The organism is Shewanella donghaensis (assembly GCF_007567505.1).
Lineage (GTDB): Bacteria > Pseudomonadota > Gammaproteobacteria > Enterobacterales > Shewanellaceae > Shewanella > Shewanella donghaensis.
The window spans coordinates 3,976,830-3,997,371 of sequence record NZ_CP041783.1; the positions used below are offsets into that span (position 1 = coordinate 3,976,830).

Annotated in this window: 18 protein-coding genes and 1 tRNA gene; 9 read left to right on the top strand and 10 right to left on the bottom strand. The window is 39.0% G+C overall.

What is annotated here, in order from left to right:
• Positions 1–227: 227 nt before the first annotated feature.
• Complete coding sequence (locus FPK91_RS17015; RefSeq protein WP_144212670.1) at positions 228–2,030, bottom strand: protein kinase domain-containing protein; 1,803 nt, start codon at positions 2,028–2,030, stop codon at positions 228–230.
• Positions 2,031–2,307: 277 nt separating this feature from the next.
• Between FPK91_RS17015 and FPK91_RS17020 the strand changes: the two genes are divergently transcribed.
• Together FPK91_RS17020 and FPK91_RS17025 are read left to right on the top strand one after the other, a co-directional pair.
• Positions 2,308–2,658: a hypothetical protein gene (locus tag FPK91_RS17020; protein ID WP_144212672.1), complete on the top strand. Its 351-nt coding sequence runs from the start codon at positions 2,308–2,310 to the stop codon at positions 2,656–2,658.
• A gap of 126 nt (positions 2,659–2,784) precedes the next feature.
• Complete coding sequence (locus tag FPK91_RS17025; protein ID WP_144212674.1) at positions 2,785–3,444, top strand: thiopurine S-methyltransferase; 660 nt, start codon at positions 2,785–2,787, stop codon at positions 3,442–3,444.
• An 87-nt stretch (positions 3,445–3,531) separates the two neighbouring features.
• Here the strand turns inward: FPK91_RS17025 and FPK91_RS17030 are convergent, their stop codons facing one another.
• Both FPK91_RS17030 and FPK91_RS17035 read right to left on the bottom strand, forming a co-directional pair.
• Positions 3,532–4,566 (bottom strand): porin, encoded by a 1,035-nt coding sequence (locus FPK91_RS17030; protein ID WP_144212676.1) that lies wholly within the window; start codon positions 4,564–4,566, stop codon positions 3,532–3,534.
• A 471-nt stretch (positions 4,567–5,037) separates the two neighbouring features.
• Positions 5,038–6,096 carry a porin gene (locus tag FPK91_RS17035; protein WP_144214519.1) on the bottom strand — a complete coding sequence of 353 codons (1,059 nt, stop codon included), beginning with the start codon at positions 6,094–6,096 and terminating at the stop codon, positions 5,038–5,040.
• 403 nt (positions 6,097–6,499) lie between these two features.
• On the opposite strand from FPK91_RS17035, the gene tcdA reads away from it, so the two are divergent.
• A complete protein-coding gene (tcdA, locus tag FPK91_RS17040) occupies positions 6,500–7,294 on the top strand; it encodes a tRNA cyclic N6-threonylcarbamoyladenosine(37) synthase TcdA (RefSeq protein WP_144214521.1) in 795 nt (264 codons plus the stop codon).
• A gap of 211 nt (positions 7,295–7,505) precedes the next feature.
• Entirely contained in the window at positions 7,506–8,117 is a 612-nt protein-coding gene (locus FPK91_RS17045) for a superinfection exclusion B family protein (RefSeq protein WP_144212678.1), read from the top strand.
• Positions 8,118–8,191: 74 nt separating this feature from the next.
• Here the strand turns inward: FPK91_RS17045 and FPK91_RS17050 are convergent, their stop codons facing one another.
• A complete protein-coding gene (locus tag FPK91_RS17050) occupies positions 8,192–8,323 on the bottom strand; it encodes a DUF3149 domain-containing protein (protein ID WP_144212680.1) in 132 nt (43 codons plus the stop codon).
• 264 nt (positions 8,324–8,587) lie between these two features.
• Here FPK91_RS17050 and FPK91_RS17055 point away from each other — a divergent pair.
• Positions 8,588–8,672, top strand: a tRNA-Leu gene (locus tag FPK91_RS17055).
• A gap of 280 nt (positions 8,673–8,952) precedes the next feature.
• Here the strand turns inward: FPK91_RS17055 and FPK91_RS17060 are convergent.
• Complete coding sequence (locus FPK91_RS17060) at positions 8,953–9,519, bottom strand: outer membrane beta-barrel protein (RefSeq protein WP_144212682.1); 567 nt, start codon at positions 9,517–9,519, stop codon at positions 8,953–8,955.
• 583 nt (positions 9,520–10,102) lie between these two features.
• Here FPK91_RS17060 and FPK91_RS17065 point away from each other — a divergent pair.
• On the top strand, positions 10,103–11,425 hold the full coding sequence (locus FPK91_RS17065; RefSeq protein ID WP_144212684.1) for an anaerobic C4-dicarboxylate transporter: 1,323 nt from the start codon (positions 10,103–10,105) through the stop codon (positions 11,423–11,425).
• Positions 11,426–11,650: 225 nt separating this feature from the next.
• Positions 11,651–12,157 (top strand): TlpA disulfide reductase family protein, encoded by a 507-nt coding sequence (locus FPK91_RS17070; RefSeq protein ID WP_144212686.1) that lies wholly within the window; start codon positions 11,651–11,653, stop codon positions 12,155–12,157.
• A 91-nt stretch (positions 12,158–12,248) separates the two neighbouring features.
• Here the strand turns inward: FPK91_RS17070 and FPK91_RS17075 are convergent, their stop codons facing one another.
• The 5 genes from FPK91_RS17075 to FPK91_RS17095 all read right to left on the bottom strand — a co-directional run bounded on the left by FPK91_RS17075 (position 12,249) and on the right by FPK91_RS17095 (position 18,498).
• Positions 12,249–16,121, bottom strand: a complete 3,873-nt coding sequence (locus FPK91_RS17075) for a S8 family serine peptidase (RefSeq protein ID WP_144212688.1) — start codon at positions 16,119–16,121, stop codon at positions 12,249–12,251.
• A 250-nt stretch (positions 16,122–16,371) separates the two neighbouring features.
• Positions 16,372–16,833, bottom strand: a complete 462-nt coding sequence (gene asnC, locus FPK91_RS17080; protein ID WP_144212690.1) for a transcriptional regulator AsnC — start codon at positions 16,831–16,833, stop codon at positions 16,372–16,374.
• A gap of 121 nt (positions 16,834–16,954) precedes the next feature.
• A complete protein-coding gene (rluA, locus tag FPK91_RS17085) occupies positions 16,955–17,632 on the bottom strand; it encodes a bifunctional tRNA pseudouridine(32) synthase/23S rRNA pseudouridine(746) synthase RluA (RefSeq protein WP_144212692.1) in 678 nt (225 codons plus the stop codon).
• A gap of 120 nt (positions 17,633–17,752) precedes the next feature.
• The gene (locus FPK91_RS17090) at positions 17,753–18,043 is read right to left on the bottom strand and encodes a hypothetical protein (protein ID WP_144212694.1); all 291 of its coding nucleotides are present in this window, start codon (positions 18,041–18,043) and stop codon (positions 17,753–17,755) included.
• A gap of 35 nt (positions 18,044–18,078) precedes the next feature.
• Positions 18,079–18,498 carry a hypothetical protein gene (locus FPK91_RS17095; protein ID WP_144212696.1) on the bottom strand — a complete coding sequence of 140 codons (420 nt, stop codon included), beginning with the start codon at positions 18,496–18,498 and terminating at the stop codon, positions 18,079–18,081.
• A 186-nt stretch (positions 18,499–18,684) separates the two neighbouring features.
• Here FPK91_RS17095 and FPK91_RS17100 point away from each other — a divergent pair, with 186 nt between their 5' ends.
• A complete protein-coding gene (locus tag FPK91_RS17100) occupies positions 18,685–19,674 on the top strand; it encodes a 2-hydroxyacid dehydrogenase (protein WP_144212698.1) in 990 nt (329 codons plus the stop codon).
• Between the two features lie 107 nt (positions 19,675–19,781).
• Complete coding sequence (locus tag FPK91_RS17105; RefSeq protein WP_144212701.1) at positions 19,782–20,519, top strand: dienelactone hydrolase family protein; 738 nt, start codon at positions 19,782–19,784, stop codon at positions 20,517–20,519.
• Positions 20,520–20,542: the final 23 nt, after the last annotated feature.

The window sequence follows — 20,542 nt, forward strand, 5'->3', positions numbered from 1 at the left end:
GGTTATTGCTAATTCTTACTTGATAGAAAAGAGTGCTGGATAGCAAAGCAACTAGATAAAAAGTCACTAGATAAAAAATTAGTAAATAAAGCTCTGTAAAGCTAATATGAATAGGCTTGCAGGGCTTTTTTTTAGCATTTAATACCTGCATCATCATGATGTTACCATCGTTGACAGCAAGGATAATCGTTAGCTTTGCCAAAGCATCATCTAGTGATCATTTTGCCTTAAATTTTCTTAGGATTTTTAGGATAAAAATGATCGGCTTTTTGATCAATATGTGAAAATTGACGGGTGTTTTTATAAGGTAATTTCATAAAACCTGATACCCCGTGACCTTGAATCTTACTGGCATGTAATAGAATACGATCAAGTGAAGCTCTAAAGGCGGCTTGTTTTCGCGGGTTCAGTAAGCGTAGATAGCTGTGAATCTTCAAATGATTGGGTAGTGCCTCAAAAATAATGCAACCAGTATGGTGGATCTGATTGATCCAGCCCAGTTCGGTCATGATCTCTGTTGGCAGTTCTAGGTTTTCCTCAGGATCCCTACCGTCTTCAAAATAGGAGTGTAAACGCGAGCGACCTTCAGAAGTCGGCACATCGCCAACTTCAAAAGTAAGTTGTTCATCATTGACCATTTTGTAAGGCTCTGAAGCATTGTTACGCTCCAGATGTAAAGTGTCCTTAGCATTAAAGAAACAGGCCTTAAATACCCCAATACGCTTAATACCGCGGGCTAACGTCACCATATTATTAACCGCTTTTATCAACACAGCTTTGGTATCTGGGTCATAAATGGCTAAATTGGAATCAATATAAACACCACTTTTACGCCAGTGAATCGCTAAGCCTCCGACAATAGGGTATTGAGCTAATTTACCTACCGCGGCGATAAAGCCTTTCTCGGTATCACCCATTCCAGCAAGAAAATTTCGATAGTATTTCTCTAATTGGACATCATCGAGTTTGGCTATTGGGTCTTTGGTGTTGTGTTCTTTTAAAAATGATTTTCTTGAACTATAACTGACCGTTTCAACTTGTTTTTGACGCGGTAAAACCCACAGCGGAATATCTTCATGTAACGATAGGTTTTCAATATGTGGCAGGTGCATTTTGTGGTTATGACGCATGCTTTTTAAGAAGTAATCACCGGCTAGCTTGCGTCTTTCTGGATCATCACTGAGCATGCCGTCTAAGGTGCGGGCAAGCTCAATCGGTAATCCTAAACTGCTGGCTGGAATGACCTTACTGCCAAAACGACTAATCTGTCCTGAAGCTAACGCATATAAAGTTGCTGCCACGCCTTGCTCATCAAAGCGAGGACTGGATAGGGCACCATTTAGCTGATCTTCACCAATAAAATAAACGTCGCCCATTCGGGCATTTGTATGATGCTGATCGCTAGACATCAGTGACATAACATTGTCATCAACTGCCTTATCATTTTCATCTCGTTGAGCAAAAACTGCCGAGCCCCAATCGATTAAAGATAAATGATCATTCTCGATATCGTAAACTAAATTAGATGGTTTAATATCACCATGCACTAATGATTTACCGGTGCGAAGATAATAAAGTAAATTCGCTAATTGGCGGGCAATGCTAATAATCATCGATATAGGTAACACGCCTAAACGATGTCCAATTTTATCAAGGTCTTCACCTTGAGCTCGCTCCATCACCATGATGCCTTGTTTGCCCACTCGCTCAAATTTTATTGCACCAGGCACGTTCGGGTGCACCAGTTGACTGAGCATAAAGGCTTCTTCTTCAAGCCTATCTTGGACACTGCGAGGTAGGGTTATACGCGAAAACTTGAATACATGCGATTGAGCAATATCATCAATACCAGCAAACACAAACCCATAAGCCCCTTTACCAATAAACTCGATATCTTGATATCCCAGTTTACTTAACTGCTGTTTACATAAACGAATCCAAGCACGGTGCTTGCGGGCATCTTCGGCCTTCAGCAGATAGATAGACTGCTCTTCATTGATGTAAAAATGCTGTAATTGAGGTGTTTGCAAAATAAGGCTCCTTTCATACCAATCGCAACTAAGATGGCGTTGGTATTTTCCTTCCCACATGAACTCATATTTACATTTCTCTGGCAAGTACTAGTATGAGTTAAAGTGGGAATTAGTTATTTTCGCTTTCTATGTATTCACTAATGAATCCTATGTCGCAAAGCTACCTATAGGAAAATGTCACCGATGTAAACTTTGACTTGAATCAAGTATTTTTGTGCGTTAGGTAGGTACTATTTAAGTGAATCAATGTATTCGGTTTAATCAAGGAGTGCTTATGCCAACCATTAATAAAGCGGACTTAATTCCTCTTTTCCCGTTCCCGCGTCAACGTATTATTCAGTCTATGGAAGTGACTCATTGTCCCCATGCGGTATTTTATAATGCCAGTGATGAGCAATGTACCACTTGTCATCAAGGTGAAGAATGCATTTGGATGAATCACAATGATGAACTGGTTGCTATTGAACAAAAATCAGTAGAAGAGTTAAAACAACAACTGCTGATCGCTGTAGATTTTATTGACTCTAATTTGAGTCCGCATCACTTATCTCGACGCAATTGCCAATGTGATAATTGTAAGTGGCTGAAAAAAGTGCAACATGTTTTACAAGGTCAACCTGATTAACCCGTTGGGTTTCAGCTTTAAAAACTAGGGCATAGGATCGTTATCACCTGTCTTTAGTGGGTATTGCATATCGCCATTATTGTGATTAGAGTTAAGCGCATTAATTAGCGATAAGAGTTTACCTTAATGGAACCCAGCTTTTGGCATGATAAGTGGCAGTTACAACAAATCGGTTTTCATCAACCGCAGGTTAATCCGTTTTTAGTAAAGTACTGGCCTCAGTTGGCGGTGAATAGTTCAACTGAAGTGTTTGTGCCCTTGTGTGGTAAGACTCTAGACATGTGCTATTTAGCTGAGCTAGGTCATAATGTGCTTGGTTGTGAATTGAGCCAAACAGCAGTAGAAGATTTCTTTAAAGAAAATTGCTTGCCCGTTGAAAGTAAAAGTAAGGGTGAGCACCAATACTTTGCTACTGAACAAGTCACTCTTATTCAAGGTGATATTTTTACGCTTCCCCAAAATATAACTCAATCTATTGATGCATTTTACGATCGCGCTGCACTGATCGCCTGGCCTGAGGAAATGCGTCAGCAATATGCATTACAGTTGGCACAACTTATACCTGCTAATGTAAAAGGCTTATTGATAACCTTAGATTATCCGCAAGCTGAGCTAAATGGTCCACCATTTGCTGTAAGCCCACAATGGATTGAACAGTACCTTGCACCTTACTTTGATGTCGAAGTGCTGGAGTGTGCAGATGTACTGGCTGATAATCCACGTTTTATAAAGAAAGAAGTCACCTGGTTAAACGAAGCTGCATATTTGTTGACGCGAAAGTCATAATTGATGGTATTTAAGATCCTATTTGACATTAAATTTTAGACAATAAAAAAGCGACCAAGAGGTCGCTTTTTTTAGACTTAAACAGTCTTAGAAGTCGTAGCGTACACCAACGGTGAAGATGTTGTCATCTTCTAGGTCAGTTGTTGAAGCGCCAGTCATTGTGTAATCACCTTCGTACATAGCGTAATGGCCATATACTAACGTTGATTTAGAGATGCGGTAATCAGCACCTATAGTAATGCTTTGTACGTTAACATCGCTAAGAGTAGAAGCTTGATCTGCACTAGGTGTCATTCCACTAATTTTAGAGAAGTACTTACCTAAACCTGATTCGTCTACGCCATATTCAGCTTTAAGGTTTACACCATTTAGATTGTAAGAAACGTTTAAGAAGTAAGTGTTACCTTCAAATGCGCTATCTAATTGGCTTTCAGTGTTTTGAAATAAACCACCGACTTTGAAATCACCTAGTTTAACTTGTGCAACACCACGGTAAGCGTCGATGTTACCAATTGTGTTGTAAGCACCAGCTACATAGTAGTTTTGTGCTTTTAATTTCTTGTCACCAATTGTCGCACTTAATGCATACTGACTTTCATCACTCGCTTGATTATCTTCCATCAAGTAAGTTGCATTTAGTGTTACTAAATCAGCAATTTTAGGAGAATAATACCAGATACCATCTGCGCTACGAGTTTGACCTGCTGCTAGACGATCGATATCGGCATTGGTGTTACCAAAGATATCAACGCCACCTTCAGCTTGCTTGAATACAGTGTCGTTACGACCAACCAATACTGTACCAGCATTCGTTTTTAGACCTAGGAAAGTGTTACGTGCCTTGAAAACATCTGAGCTAGATGAAGTGTTTTCAACCTGGAATTCCATTTGGTAAATAACTTCAAAGTCTTTTGAAATTTCTTCAGAACCTTTAACACCGATGTGAGAAAAGTTATTTTCAAATACAGTGCCTTCTTTACCTTCTTGGGTAGTGACACCAGTGTCTGAATTCGTTACAGCCAAATCTAAACGACCATAAAAGCTAGGACTTTCGGCTAGCGCACCGAATGAAGTTAATGCAATAACTGAGGCAACTGATGCAGAGATTAGCGTCTTTTTCATCTTAAATACTCCCTTTAGAACGTGATGTTCTATTCCCATTTAAATGGGTTGTTTTAGTGAATTGTTAGTCGCAGAGAGATCTGCGTAACGAATTGATCGGAATTTTTACAGGTTTAGGCTTGATAAGTTGTGGAGTAGGTCAAACTTTTAGCTATGAGGTAATAACTTGGTACAAAAATGTGATGTATTCGATGATTTTTAGCATTGGTTAACAGATATGTAGCAAACTACCTATTAATGGAGGTTCCCATTTATAGAAAAATGGTATAGCGCCTATTCCCATTGGCTTTGAATCTAGTTTAGATGTTGCTAAAGTGTTAAGTCTTGCGTGGTGGGAAGCTGATTTCTATGTGGTTTTGCATGGGGTTTGATTACGGGTGAATATAAAAAGTAAAAAAAACGGCCAAAAATGACCGTTTTAACATTTATCCAACAAGCAGCCGTTAATGTAATTAATGGCTTTAGTGTGGTTTAGAAATCTAAACGAACACCTACAGTGAAGATATTGTCACTTAAATCTTCAACAACACCATTCAGCTTCATGTCGCCGTCATATTTAGTGTAGTGACCGTATACTAAGGTGTTTGAGCTTAGACGGTAATCTGCACCAACACTGAACTGTTGAATTTCAACATCAGTGACATCTTTACGTGCATCTAGAATATTTGCGCCTTCATCAGCCTCAAGTTGACCGGTACGACGGTCTACAATTTTACCTAAACCTGAGTCATCGTAACCATACATCGCTTTAAGCTTTAGGTTACCCATAACGTATGCAGCGTTTAGGAAGTAGCTATCGCCTTTAAGGTGAGCAAGCTCCGTTTTTAAGCTTTCAGTGTTTTGGTATAAACCACCCACAATGAAGTTACCAAATTTAGCTTGTACTACACCACGGTATGCTTCGATATCAGTAATACCATCTTGGTATGCCGCTGATGCGTAGAAGTTTTGTGCTTTAAGTGCTTTGTCACCAATCGTTGCACTGACTGCATACATAGAATCACTTTGTGAATCATAGTTGTCATCCATTAAATATGTCGCATTTAATGTCAGCATGTCAGCGATTTTTGGAGAGTAATAGCTGATGCCATCACCAGAACGAGTTTGGCCTGCAGCAAGAAGATCGATATCTGAGTTGGTGTTACCAAATAAATCAACGCCGCCTTCAGAAGCTTTAAATACAGTGTCATTACGACCCACTAACGCAGTACCTGCAACAGTTTTTAAACCGATGAAAGTGTTACGTGCTGCGAATGTATTGCCCGAATTATCAAAGTTACTTACACCGAATTCCATTTGGTAAATAACTTCAAAATCTTCATTGATTTTTTCAGAACCTTTAACACCTAACCAAGAGAAGTTGTTTTCAATAATGGTGCCATCTTTCTGATTTTGTGTAGCGACGCCAGTATCAGAGTTGGTGAATGCAAGATCAGCACGACCGTAGAAATTAGGGCCATCAGCTAGAGCAGTGAAAGAGGTCAATGCAGTACAAGATAGAATTGCTGCAGTGATCAGGTTTTTTTTCATCATCTTAATCTTCCTTTGGTAAGGGCTTGATTTTGTCAGCTAATCAATTGTTTATAGCTAACATTGATAGAAATAATCTTCAGCTAAAATAGCTTTTGAGATTATTTATGGTAATTCCTGTTCTGTGCCTGATACTGCCATAAAAAGTTCACATAAAAGAGTGATTAATGTCACTTAATAGTGCTTTAGCTTGATATGTATCATGTTGTTTTACATAGTGTATATTTCGCCTTAACAAGGTTTGGTTTGTTATTAACGACTGAGGGCTAAAATTGGTTTTAATTTGACGGATTGGTAACAAGCGTTACCTGTAACAAGCATTAAGAATTGAGTCATTCAGGTTTTGGTGATTTTCATATAAAATAGCGGCTTCATACTGATCGTTTCATAAGAGCACTGCATGTTGTCTGAATCATATTTAAATCGTTTTGGTGGTATAGGTCGTCTATATGGCCAAGCAGCATTAGAAAATTTTGCAAATGCACATGTGGTGATTATTGGTATTGGTGGTGTGGGAACCTGGGTTGCTGAGTCATTAGCAAGAAGTGGTATCGGTCAGATTAGCTTGATTGATTTAGACGATATTTGTGTGACAAATACCAACAGGCAGTCTCATGCGATAGCTTCAACCATTGGCGAGTCTAAAGTTGAAGTCATGGCGCAGCGTATTCGCGATATTAATCCTGAGTGTGTGGTCAATGAAATTGAAGACTTTATTACTGCTGACAACTTAGCGGAATATCTAGGGACGAAAACAGACCCATTAGCTATCGATTATGTGGTTGATTGTATTGATGCTGTGCAGCAAAAAGCCGCACTTATCGCATGGTGTAAAAGAAACAAACTTAAAATTGTCACAGTGGGCGGTGCGGGTGGTCAAACTGATCCGACACAAATTCAATTAGCTGACTTAGCCAAGACTTATCAAGATCCACTTTTAGCCAAAGTAAGAAATATATTGCGCCGAGAATATAACTTCTCAAAAAATGTCGCCCGCAGATTTGCGGTAGATGCCGTTTTTTCTACCCAGCAGTTAGTTTATCCACAAAATGATGGCAGTGTATGCAGTACAAAAAACTCAGCTGATGGCAGTATGAGAATGGATTGTGCATCAGGTTTTGGCGCAGTCACTATGGTGACGGGAACGTTCGGTTTTGTCGCTGCGAGTCGGGTACTTGCTAAATTGGCAGCTAAATAGTTCACATAGTTTTCTTTTACACTCACTCCCTTACATCAACACCGTAATCAGTTTACAAGTTTATATCTGGATATCAGTATATTAAGAGCATCAACAAACCTTTTTGATGCTCTTCCCCTCATTTTATTCTATTTAAAATTCGATCACTTTATTGGCATTATAATTGCTTTGTTCAGAGTAGATTCAAAAATCTGACACTTCGGACTGCATTATGATGAAAATGAAATTAGAGACTGTAAACCTAGTAAATATTAAGCGTGTATTAGTAAGTAGCATGTTGTGGTTAGTGATTGCTTGTGCAGTGTTGTTAGTTGCACCTAACCATGTTCTACAGACGTTGTCGCTAGAGGCTTTAGTGTCAGATTATGGTCATTATATTGGCCTGGGCTTAATTGTGGGTTCAGCCTTCTTTTTAAGTCAGTTATTTACCTTTGTTGTTGATGAATCAATTGGTGCCTTAAAAGATAAACGCGCAGTTGAAACCATTGAAGCTAAGGTAAAATTACTTGATCCTGCAGAACGGGCGTTATTAAGAGAGTTTTTTTTACAAGGGGCTACTATTTTGGCGCTGCCGCAAAATGAATTGGCAGTAAAAGGTTTGGTGACAACTAATATTCTAGAACTGGTAGGTAATGAACGTCATTACGCCATTCAGGGGCCAACAGCGGAATATAAAATTTCAATGAATGCCAGAGTGTATTTAAATCGTGATGTGCTTAGGTTACCCGCTGGTGAGCCGAGTAAAGAAGAACTTAGTCATCTTATTAAAGCTCGTCCGCATTTTATTAACGGCTTAGTGCAGCCAAGAAAACATGCAGCTTAAAAAGAGTTTGTTTGAGTAAAATAAAAGGGGGCAATAGCCCCCTAAATAAAACACTATATGATTTTTTATACACGCTATTTAGGAGGCGCTGATTTCACAATAAACATCCACATCATGTAAGACATAATCCCCATAGTGCAGAAAATAACAATCATTGATAGCAAACCGATTGCATTACCAAACATTAAATCTAACCAAAAAGCCATAATTGTTATCCTCAAATTGTGAAACTACATTTAACATACCTCTTTCACTTTTTAACATTTATGATCTCGATCAATAAAGTATTCGCTTTCAGTTAATGATGATTTATATCGCTCGGATAGGTACAGCAGTTCTAGACTTGAATGAGAATTAAGCTATTGAGTTAGATTTAGCTAAAATGCTTATGAAAGGGCTTGCCATTGTAAATGTCCTAGGTATAATTCCGTCACTCAATTGAGCGAAGCTTGATTGAGCTACAAAGTGATGCCAGCGTGATGAAATTGGTATACATGGGGGATTCAAAATCCCCTGTCGAAAGACGTGTCGGTTCGAGTCCGACCGCTGGTACCATCTCCTCTTTGAGGATAAAGCCGACGTAAGTCGGTTTTTTTGTGCCTGACATTCAATGACTCTCCTTACTCGCTCTGCCTGCTTTAACTTAGTCTTCCAAAATAACCATTTTTCTATATTGTTTCGATTGGGATCGATAACAAGTGTGATTAGTTAAAATTGCTAGTTTGGCAGGTGGGAATTTATGAGTGCTATTATTACCATTCGTCTTTTCATTATATTTTTAAAACAACAAAAAAGGATGCCGAAGCATCCTTTAATATTTAGATTTAATTAAAAACTAGAATTTATAATCAATAGCTAAATAGACTTGCTGGGTATCATTTAAAGCGAAACTGCCGCTATTAGCACCATTAGTAGTATTCACATCATAATCTTGCTTTAAATAACGGTAACCCACTTCAGTCGACCACTTGTCATTAAGGTTGTACATCAGTCCTGTTTGACCGCCCCAAACGAATGTATTTTTAGAATCAAAATTACTGTCTTTAATGCTGTTATGAGTCATACCTGCAGTTGCACCAATAAACCAATTAAGTTTATTGCTATCACCTAAACCCACTAAGTAATCATAAGAAAGTAAGAATGTTTGCTGTCTGGCGATATCATCAGAGTTATAGCCATAAGTACCATACAAACGCGTGTTATCATTAAGGTAGCTACCTGCTCGTAACTGGTAGCTCATGTCTTTCTCTTTAGTATTGTTGTTGCCTTCAATACCAGAGCTTATTTTATAGTTATCTTGTTGATAACCTGCAGCGCCACCTACAAACCAATCTGAAGCCATCGCTGGTACTGACATTACTGTTGAGATGACACCTGCCAAAATAAGATTTTTAGTTTTCATGATTAACTCCAAATAGATAAGTTTTAATAAATGTATTTTTGTTGGAGCTATCTTAGTGGCTGGTTGCTGAATCAATACTGAATGGAATTGTTGATTACATTATTTGGCATTAATGACGAATAATCAGATGGAGAGTTATTTAAATTCTATTGTTTAATATTACTAATATAACTTTTAATAAAAATAGCGGTGACTAACCGTCAAAACCCTTATCTGAATAGCTTCCCGCGTCGTTAACATATTTATTTCATCAAGTATGTTTATTGGTAGATCACAAATATGACAGTAAGTTGCGTGAATGTATGCGTTTGGTCACTTTTTAGTTTTTTGAATATTTTTGTTAACTACTTTTCATGTATAAATTTCTATATGGCTAGATAAAAACATAACCAATATTTTAGCTATTTAATTTATACAACGAGACACATATACCACGAGACACATATACAACGAGTTACTTATTTTGATTGATGAATAGCTTATTTAGTACCGAGGTTAAGCGTGAACTTCACTGTAAAATTAAAGTGAACAACCTGCGGGGCTAGATTTGCACAATTACACAATTTGCTACGGAGATTAGCTAATGTTCTATATTCATATGCTGTTGTTATTGGCGATTATATTTGTAGGGATCCGACACGGCGGTGTTGCGTTCGGATTATTAGGCGGTTTAGGGGTATCGATACTGGCGTTTGTCTTTGGTATCGCACCTGGTTCACCACCAGTGAGCGTGATGCTGATTATTTTGGCTGTAGTTGCTGCATCGGCTACCCTTGAGGCCACTGGCGGTCTTAAACTGCTAGTAAAATATGCCGAAAAGTTATTAAGAAAACATCCAAACCAAATTACATTTCTTGGTCCATTATGTACTTATTCTTTAACGGTACTTGTGGGAACCGGTCATTCAGTTTATCCATTACTGCCTGTTATTTATGATGTGGCTTACAAAAAAGGTATTCGCCCAGAACGTCCTTTAGCAATGGCGACTGTCGCATCACAAATGGGGATTACAGCAAGCCCAATTGCTGCTGCAGCGGCTGTAGTAATGGCTACGGCTATGGATAACAGTCTTGATATTAGTTTGATTAATGTTTTAGCTGTTACGATTCCTGCAACGCTTGTGGGTGTTTTAGCGGGTTGTACTTGGAGTTTAAATCGCGGCAAAGATCTTGATAAAGATGAAGCGTTCCAAGAACGATTGAAAGATGAAGATTTTAAAAATAACCTTATCGATCCAGAAATTGAAACAGACGATCAAGCCCATACTGATACGATAGCGAAAAGAGGGTTAATGTTGTTTTTAGCCGGCATTTTATCCGTTATATTTTTAGCCATGTTTAGTAAAGAATTGCTGCCTGAAGGCGTTAAAATGTCTGTGGCGATTCAGTTTATGATGCTATCTGTTGGTGCGGTTATTTTGCTTGCAACTAAAGTCTCACCGCAGAAAATCGTTAACAGTAACGTGTTTACCGCAGGTATGACTGCTGTGGTTATTATCTTTGGTATTGCTTGGTTAAGTGACACCATTATAGGGCATCACAAGGCTTATTTAGTCAGTTCGTTAAGTGATTTGGTTAGTGCATATCCTTGGTCTTTTGCCATTGCCATGTTTACAGCATCTATATTCTTAAAGAGTCAGGCTGCTGCGTTAACAATCATGTTCCCTCTAGGTTTTGCTTTAGGGATCCCCGCGCCAGTATTGATTGGTGTTATTCCTGCTTGTTATGCTTACTTCTTCTTCCCGTTTTACCCAAGCGATTTAGCGGCAATCAGTTTTGACCGCTCGGGTACAACGAATATCGGTAAGTATGTTTTAAACCACAGCTTTATTATTCCAGGTTTTATAGGGGTATTTACAGCAACTGTTCTAGGTTATTTCATCTCGACGGTATTGATAAATCATTAGCGTGGATTTAGTGCTATAAAGTTGTATTAAAAGCCTGCGAAAGCAGGCTTTTTCATATCTAGTTTCTCACCTGTAACCTTCGATAAAATAGCACTAAACTACATACCGCTATCTAGCGTATAAATAGCTGAAATGTTTTTGACATTTATCGATTATCTACATAGTAAATTGGTTCAGAACAATTGCTATTTAGCCCACTGCTGATTTTAAATAAGGTCTATAAATATGAGTTTATTGAGGTTTTTAAAATGTATAGGGTTATCATTAAGCTTGTTGTGCAATGCATATGCAGCACCAAATTTAGATTATGACCTGAAAGATTTAAGTGGCAATGTTGTCAATTTGAATGAGTTTAAAGGCAAGGTTGTCTACATCGATTTTTGGGCATCTTGGTGTGCGCCATGCAGAAAGTCATTCCCGTGGATGGAGAAGATGCATCAGCAATATAAACAGCAAGGACTTGTAGTTATCGCAATAAATATAGATGTTGAGCAGGCGATGGCTGAAGAGTTTTTAACACACTTAACGGCTAATTTTTCTATTCGTTTTGATCCTGATAGCGATGTAGCAAGGGCTTTTGAACTAAAAGGCATGCCAAGCAGTTTTGTTTTTGATCGCCAAGGGAACCTGGTTAATGAGCATGTTGGTTTTAGCGTAGAGCTTGAATCAGCTTATGAACAAGAACTGGTTCGTTTACTTAATCAAAAATCAATAGACTCAATAGTTAAATAAATATCTCAGTTTAATGAAAAGCCCAGCATGTGCTGGGCTTTTTGTTATCTTATTACTATAAATATCAGTAATGAGATTTAAAGTAAGTGTTTTACTTCATTTTACGACGACGGAATGCAGCAAGTGGAAGCAATAGCGTTGCTAACCATCCCATTGAACCGCTGCTATTAACGTCTGGAGTAGGAATGACATTAATTGAGACTTCACCTGTCGCGGTCGTTTCATTACTGTCAGTGACTAAGACGCTAAACGAGTAAGTTCCAGTTTTATTAGGTGTAAAACTAATGTTCTTACTTGCGCTATCAAAACTTGCGTCTGCAGGTCCTGCAGTTTGAGTCCAAGCGTATGTTAAGTCATCGCCGTCAGCGTCACTTGCATTCGAATTGACGGTTACTGAATACCCTACAAAGACTTCATTGTCTGAAGGAGCAACTGTTGGAGCATCATTGACGTTAGTCACTTCAACTACAACTTCAGTAGGAGTACTTACAGTACCAGCAGCATCAGTTGCAGAATAAGTGAATGTATCTTTACCAAAGAAATCTTTATTTGGTGTATAAGTTACATCGCCAGACTCTGTCATGGTCACAGTTCCGTTAGCTGGTTCATCAACTACTGCAGCCATTCCTAAATCACCTGAAGGAGCAATATTGATAAGTCTTTGAGCTACAGCTGTTACACCATCTCCAGTAACCTTAGAACGGGCTACTTTTTGATCTGGCATAGTGTCATTTTCTAATACATTAAAGCTAACTTCAGTTTCTTCAACAGTGGTTGCCTGGTCCATGTAACCTAAATCGAATTCAGTTGCTTTTGCAACATAGTCAATTTTGACTTGTCCTGCAGCAGCAGAAACAATCTGTAAGTAATCATCAGTGGCTACAGAAGTACCAGCACCGTTGTAATAATGAGTCACACCGACAGTTCCGCCTACGTTCTCAGCACCAATTGATACGTTAGTAGGCATATTTGGAATATCTAGATAATTAAATGATACATCTTCAGTAGTGCCAGTTTTAATCCAGACACTGAAAGAGTACTCACTACCAGAAGGATCCGCATACAGTTGACCATTATTCCACTCAACAACAATGAATGTGTTATCAGCATCAAATGAAATAACGTTCAGACCTAGTTGCCCACCGCCCGTATCACCGGCTGTGCCATCGCTTAGATCAAAATCAGACCAAAAAGGAGCTAGTACGTTATTCGGGTTCGCATTATCAGGGAGTTCTTTATTGTTCCAAGTTCCACCAGTATTACCGCCACCCACTAATACAATACCATTATCTGAAATAGTAATTGTGTCGTAAGTTGAACCATTATATTGGAATGCAGGTAGGCCTTCATATGTGAATGATTTTTCATCACAACCTTCGTCACAAGCAGGAACAAAGGCTAAACCTGCAGCAAAAATACTTGGATAAGTACCAGCTGAAGCATCAATAGACATTTGTGATTGTTCTAAGCTACCAACCCAAGTGATAACGCCTGTTTCTTCATTCACACTCATACCGTTTTGCGTGGCATTAGCTAGTGTTACAACTACATCATCTTCTGAAGTCAACATTGTGCCTTCTGGTGCTGTCGTTATGAAAGTAACAGTATTTTCAAACATAGTGTTATTAATGACAGTAGTAACTTCAATGTCATCCGCAGTGGTTAAATCTGCATCATCAGCCACAATCGAAATTAATGATTCGTTACTTGATTCAAGTGCTAACACGGCTAGAGGAAGGTGAGCATCTTGCTTTCCTTCAGCACTAGAAAGCATCACATTACCAAATATCCACTCACCATAGTCACTGAAAGTCGAGTCTACAGTAACCATGAAGGTTGCTGAACCACCAGCAGGAATATCAAGCATAGAAGGAGATACACTAATACCTGCAGAGTCAGAACTTGCAGCTAATGACCAGGATGTATCTTCATCACTTTTGTTGTAGACAGTACGTGTGAAGGTACATGGACCAACACATGAGTCTGCAGCAATTGATGGCTTATCAAATGTCAGCACAGCTTTTGCTGCTGCATCAAGATCCATACGACCAGCACCCATTGCAAATGGAGTCGCTGCCGTTGTTGCATCATCATCCATTATCCCATCAGTTGTAGATGTAGATGTTAATGCTGTTTTGATATCATTTGCTGACCAATCAGGATGAAGTTGACGCATCATAGCTGCAGCACCTGCAACATGAGGACTTGCCATACTTGTACCAGAAATCATATTGAAATCTTCGCCGCCATCATCTGGAGAGAAGGCTGATAAAATATTCGTACCCGGTGCTGCTAGATCAGGCTTCAACATATTTTGGTTGCCGTTAGGACCACGAGAGCTTGAGCTATTAATCGTATCAGCTAGGCTTGCAACCATAATACGTTTGATTTCTGAACCAACGGTACCTTCAGTCGCGGTTTCACCCATTGCTTCAATGACTTCTTTACCATCATCATTTGAAATCATTATTGATGGAAAGGTAACACCAGGCATAGACATAGTGATTGGTGCACCAGGGTTGTTGTTGTAAACAACTAAAGCATCTGCGCCAGCGTTCATTGCATTTTCAGCTTTTACGCTGAATGCACATGCGCCACGTGAAATAAGTGCAATACTGTCCTTAAATGAATCAACAGGAAAAGCTTCACAGCCTTCATAGTTAGCTTCGTTAATATTAATAGCTGCAACAATTGGAGCTGTTACATCCATTTCAATAACGGTATCAGAACCGGGGATTGCTAAAAGGTCTTCTCCACCAGCATTAAAGCTGTTTGCAAAATAACGACCAGTAGTGCTGTTTGCTACTGCAATGCCTGATTCGATACATGCAGGGCAACCAATCGTGCTAGCACCATTGCCGTCGTTACCTGCAGCTGATACTACTACTACACCAGCAGCTTCAGCTGCTTCAAACATGGTTTTATAAGGGCTGCTTGCTGGATCGCCACCAGCGCCACCACCCCATGAATTATTGATTACATCAGCTCCATCGTTAACAGCATGTTCTAACGCTTCCATTAACATGATATTAGAGCCACTTCCGCCAGTACAATCCGCTTTAGAATAAAGCGCTTTATAGGACATTAGGTAAGCTGCTGGAGCAACTCCCGACAATTCCACATCAATATCATTAAATTGTGTGTTAACTAAATTACCAACAGCGGTTCCGGCAACATGTGTTCCATGACCACCAAAACCAAGTGGGCTCATATATTCATCAGGACAAACTTCAAAAGTAGGCTGAGACCAACGTGCAACGATTAATTTGTTGTTACAAAATGACTCATCAGTTGTTGAACAATAATCATCTGTAGGCAGCATACCTGTCGGAGCTTCAAAACCTTCATCTGTGAACATTGGGTTTTCTGGACGAATACCACCATCAATGACAGCAACTCGAATGCCTTTACCGGCATTTTTCATACCGTTAACAGTGTTCCACATCGCTTCACTGTTAATCACCTGATGTGAAGCATCCATGCTAATTTCATACATGGTTTCAGGGTAAACAGCTTTAACACCTGGTATAGCCATTAACTGTTCAACGGTAAGACCTTGGCCTGCAACAGTGACACCATTAAATAGTGTCTTAAATTGACGTTCTACTTTGCTATTTGCCGATGCTTTATTTAAAGCATTTACAAAAGAATTTTGCTCTTTGGCTAGATGAGATGCATAAGATTGAGCTGAAGCAGATTGGATATTCAGCTTTTGCCCTTTAGTTGACGCTGAAGTAGCGGCTAGTTCGTTAACACCACCTGAATATGTCGCAATTGCTGGTGAAGAGAGTTCAACAATAAATCGTTGAGGTGTATTGATCGTATTAATTTTTACTGCTGGTTTTTTATGTTGATCAATTGACAGTATTTCTAGTTCATATTTACTGCCTGTCATGTCGGTGTTGGCATAGCTTACACTTGATAAAAGTGCCGCTGATATTGCTATTGATAATTTTGTCTTCACAACTTCTTCCTTGGATTCATTACACTCACTGCGTTTTGGCTCCGTGTAGGGCATTGGCTAAATCGGCAGTGGTGTTATTTTTGAGTTAATGCATTTAGTGCATTCTTCGATGCACTTAATGACTTTTTAACACAAAAAATTAACAAAGGTAACTAAAGTTGTTACATACTCGGTAAAAAATAAATACTTATGACTACCTATAATTAATTATGCGTAGTCATAGTTAGATTATAATTTATGCAAAATAAAACTATGGCTTTACGCCGCGAACAATGGGGTTTTGTAGGCTGATTAGGGTTTCTGTGGACTGTATTTCGTCAATTGATTGAATTCTATTAATGAGAACATGCTGTAACCCATCGATAGATTGGCACATTACCTTTACAAAAACGCTGTAATTCCCAGTGGTATAATATGCCTCGACGACTTCCTCAAGGGCATTAAGCTTTGATATGGCAGCAGGATAATCTCCTGCACTTTTTAAGTTAATACCAATAAAACAGCAAACGTCATAACCTAAAGCTCTAGGATCAACTGTTATTCTTGCGCCAGTAATAATACCTGCTTGTTTCATTTTTTCTACACGCACATGAATGGTGCCAGCGCTGACTGCAAAACGTTTGGCTAATTCGGCAAATGGGGTTCTCGCTTCTTCCATCAATGCTTCAAGAATCTGATTATCGAGTTGATCTCTTTGAAATGGAGTTTCCATAGTAAAGTGCCTAATTAAATTATAATTAGGCATTAATTTACGGATAAATGTGACGATTGGCTATCAAAAAGTTCTCATAATTAGCTTTTGACTAAGCTGTGATGGCTTTAAATGATGCTTTTTATTGATTCTCTAATGGCGCAATAAATGGGACTTCTGCATTAAATGTTAAAGTAGTTTGGTGATAAGGATGTTTTATCGTCAACTCCGCAGCATGTAGCAATAATCTGCTCGATAAGCTTTTTGCCCAGGGATCCGCATAAAATCCATCACCTAATATTGGATGACCTATGGCCATCATATGAACTCGAAGTTGATGAGAGCGGCCTGTAATGGGAGTTAACTTTACCAAAGTTGATTTTTTGGCATAACTCACGATTTCGACATGGGTTAGTGAAGGCTTTCCAACAAGGTGATCGACTTTTTGTTTGGGTCTATTAGGCCAATCACAAATTAATGGATAATCAACTTGTTTAATGGTCGGGCTGACAAAACCTGCGACTCTTGCAAAGTAAGTTTTAGCGGTTTCGCGATCTCTAAATTGACGTTTTAATTCTCGTTCAGCATTGCGTCTTAACGCGACAACAATGACTCCAGATGTGGCCATATCTAAGCGGTGTACTATTTGTGAATTAGGAAAGCGTTCAAGTACACGGCTATAAATACTGTCATGGTATTGGGCTTGACGTCCTGGGATCGACAGTAAGCCTGATGGCTTATTCAAGACAATAATATCTTTATCTTCATGAATAATGTCGAGCCAAGGATCTGTCGGAGGGGTGTAGATAAAGTCTGCCATGAGTAGGGTCTAGCCTTAATATTGAATGCGCGGCAAAGATACCTATCACTTTGCATTTGTGCAAGTCATGTTAGCGCAATTAAGTCTGTCATTTACCAGTGTAGTGCCTGTCTTCGTTCTTTAAGAAAAGGCATTACCGTTGACGTGCATGATAGTAAATGTCCACACAACAAAAGCTAATGGTATGTGCACTAAGGCGTAAAAACTGTGGTCTAAACGCGTTAACCCCTGAGCATTCCAGATTAAATAGAGGTGGGTCAATATCACAAATGGAAACAGCGACAATAAAGGATACAGCGCAAAAGGGCTCGCATCAGCAAAAATACTATGGCTGATTAAAGCCCAAAAAACCATAAAACTGGTGGTTAGTGGCGGAGTTGCTAGTCGATATTGTTCTGGATAAGGGAACATCCTTTAACCTTAAAGTTACAAAATATAACTCTAGATTAACCTTTAATTTCTTTTTTGCCATGTATTACTTTTCTATGTATCACTGAATAATGCCTTAAACCTGCTGGTCCATGGGAAACAATGACAGACAATAGTATGATAAATATGATTATTTCAGGTTTCCAGTTGTCCATTGGAATAAGTAGGAATAACAATAAGACCTTAAAAACGGTCAGCACACCTTTGAGTTGAATCAACCAGCGCCAATCCCTAACGACTTCCCACACAAGTAAGGCTAAACCGCTGCTCATAGCCAGAATCCAATATGTGAGCCAAAGGTGTTGCTCTATCCCTAATAATATTCCACCACCTGCGCCAACGACGCCTACAATATGCAGCGCTCTTAGCGTGGTTTTTCCTAACCGTTGAATCCAAAACTTAACTTCGGAAACGGGTTGCTGTTGTTTATTTGACATGAGAATACACAAATTTATGGTGTGAATAGAGTTTTAGCTTATCAAGAACCACTCTATTGAACAGAGATCTATAGCAAAAACTTAATTATTGGTATGATGTAATCATAAAGTGAAATGCTATTCGTACCAATAGAAAGTAACATTTATTCCGTGCGTTACTACAAAATAGACTTAAAGGATTTGAGTATGAAAATCGGTTTTTTTAGTGCCAAGCACTACGATATTCAACATTTTGATGCCATGAACAAAGATTTTAATGCCGAGATTGAATACTTTGATTATCGCCTTTGCATGCAAACGGTAAAATTAGCCATAGGGTTTGAAGTGGTGTGTGCGTTTGTAAATGATTCTTTGTGTGAGGAAGTACTTGTTGAGCTTGCTAAAGGTGGCACTAAGATTATTGCAATGCGCTGTGCAGGTTTTAATAATGTGGATTTAGATGCGGCTCAACGACTGGGTATTACAGTGGTGAATGTACCAGCATATTCACCTGAATCGGTTGCCGAACATACTATTGCATTGATGCTCACTCTTAATCGTAAAATTCATAAAGCCTATCAACGCACCAGAGATGCGAACTTTGCTTTAACAGGCCTAGTTGGCTTTAACATGCACGGTAAAACAATAGGGGTTATTGGAACGGGCAAGATAGGTATTGCGACCATAAAAATTCTGTTAGGTTTTGGCTGTAAAGTTGTCGCTTACGATCCTTATCCAAACCCTGCCGTTGAAGCTTTAGGTGTCGAGTATATTCAGCTGCAAGAATTATATCCTCAGTGTGATGTCATTAGTTTGCATTGCCCGCTGACTGCCGACAATCATCACTTGCTATCAACTTCAAGTTTTTCACAAATGAAGCCAGGCGTTATGGTGGTAAATACCAGCCGTGGTGGTTTGTTAAATGCAATTGATGCCATGGAAGCATTAAAAACAGGTCAGCTAGGCTCATTAGCCTTAGATGTCTATGAAAATGAGAAAGAGTTATTCTTCCAAGATAAGTCCAATGAAATAATTCAAGATGATGTCTTTAGAAGGCTTTCTGCTTGTCATAATGTTATTTTTACTGGGCATCAGGCTTTTTTAACCGATGAAGCGTTAAATGCCATTGCGCAGACCACGTTAAAAAACGTCACTGATTTATTTAACGGTGAACACTCTGATAATAAGCTGAACTAGTCAGTACTAATAAAACAGTCAGCAAGAACTATCGCTCTTAAATCAGCCGTTAACAAAATAAATTGTTAGAAAAAGCAACTACTAGCCCAATAGAAGGAAGCGGGAATATGATAATCACCAAAGAAGTTCATGATATTGACACTCCAACAGGCAATATGCGGACTTATGTGTATCGTCCAGATGCAGAAGGGCAGTTTGCTAGTATCATATTCTATTCTGAAATTTTTCAACAAACAGCACCAATAGCCCGAAGTGCTGCGATTTTAGCTTCCCATGGTTTTGTGGTGTTAGTGCCGGAAGTGTTTCATGAGCTAAACCCTATTGGCACAGTGCTTGAGTATGACGATGCGGGAAAAGATAAAGGTAACGAAGATAAATTTTCAAAAACCTTAGAGCAGCATGATACCGATACTCAGGCTTTAATCGATTTTGCCCGCAGCCAAGCCTTTTGTACATTCAAAATTGGTGCTATGGGTGTGTGTATTGGTGGTCATCTTGCATATAGGGCGGCTTTAAATGCAGATATAAGCGGGGCTTTTTGTTTGTATCCAACAGACATTCATTCAAATACTTTACCCTGCGAGCAAGATAATGATTCGTTAACGCGCACACCTGATATTGCAGGTGAGCTTGTGGTGGTATTTGGTAAACAAGACCCACATGTATCAAGTGAGGGGCGAAAATTGATTTATCAAAACCTTGAACAACATGGAATCAATTTTAGTTGGCAAGAAGTGAATGCTCAGCATGCCTTTATGCGAGATGAAGGTGAACGTTACGACGCTGCGCTTGCGTTGCAAATGTATCTGCAAGCGGTAGCCTTTTTTAAACGTACTCTTTCGTAAGTGGACTATTATATTTAGCTTTT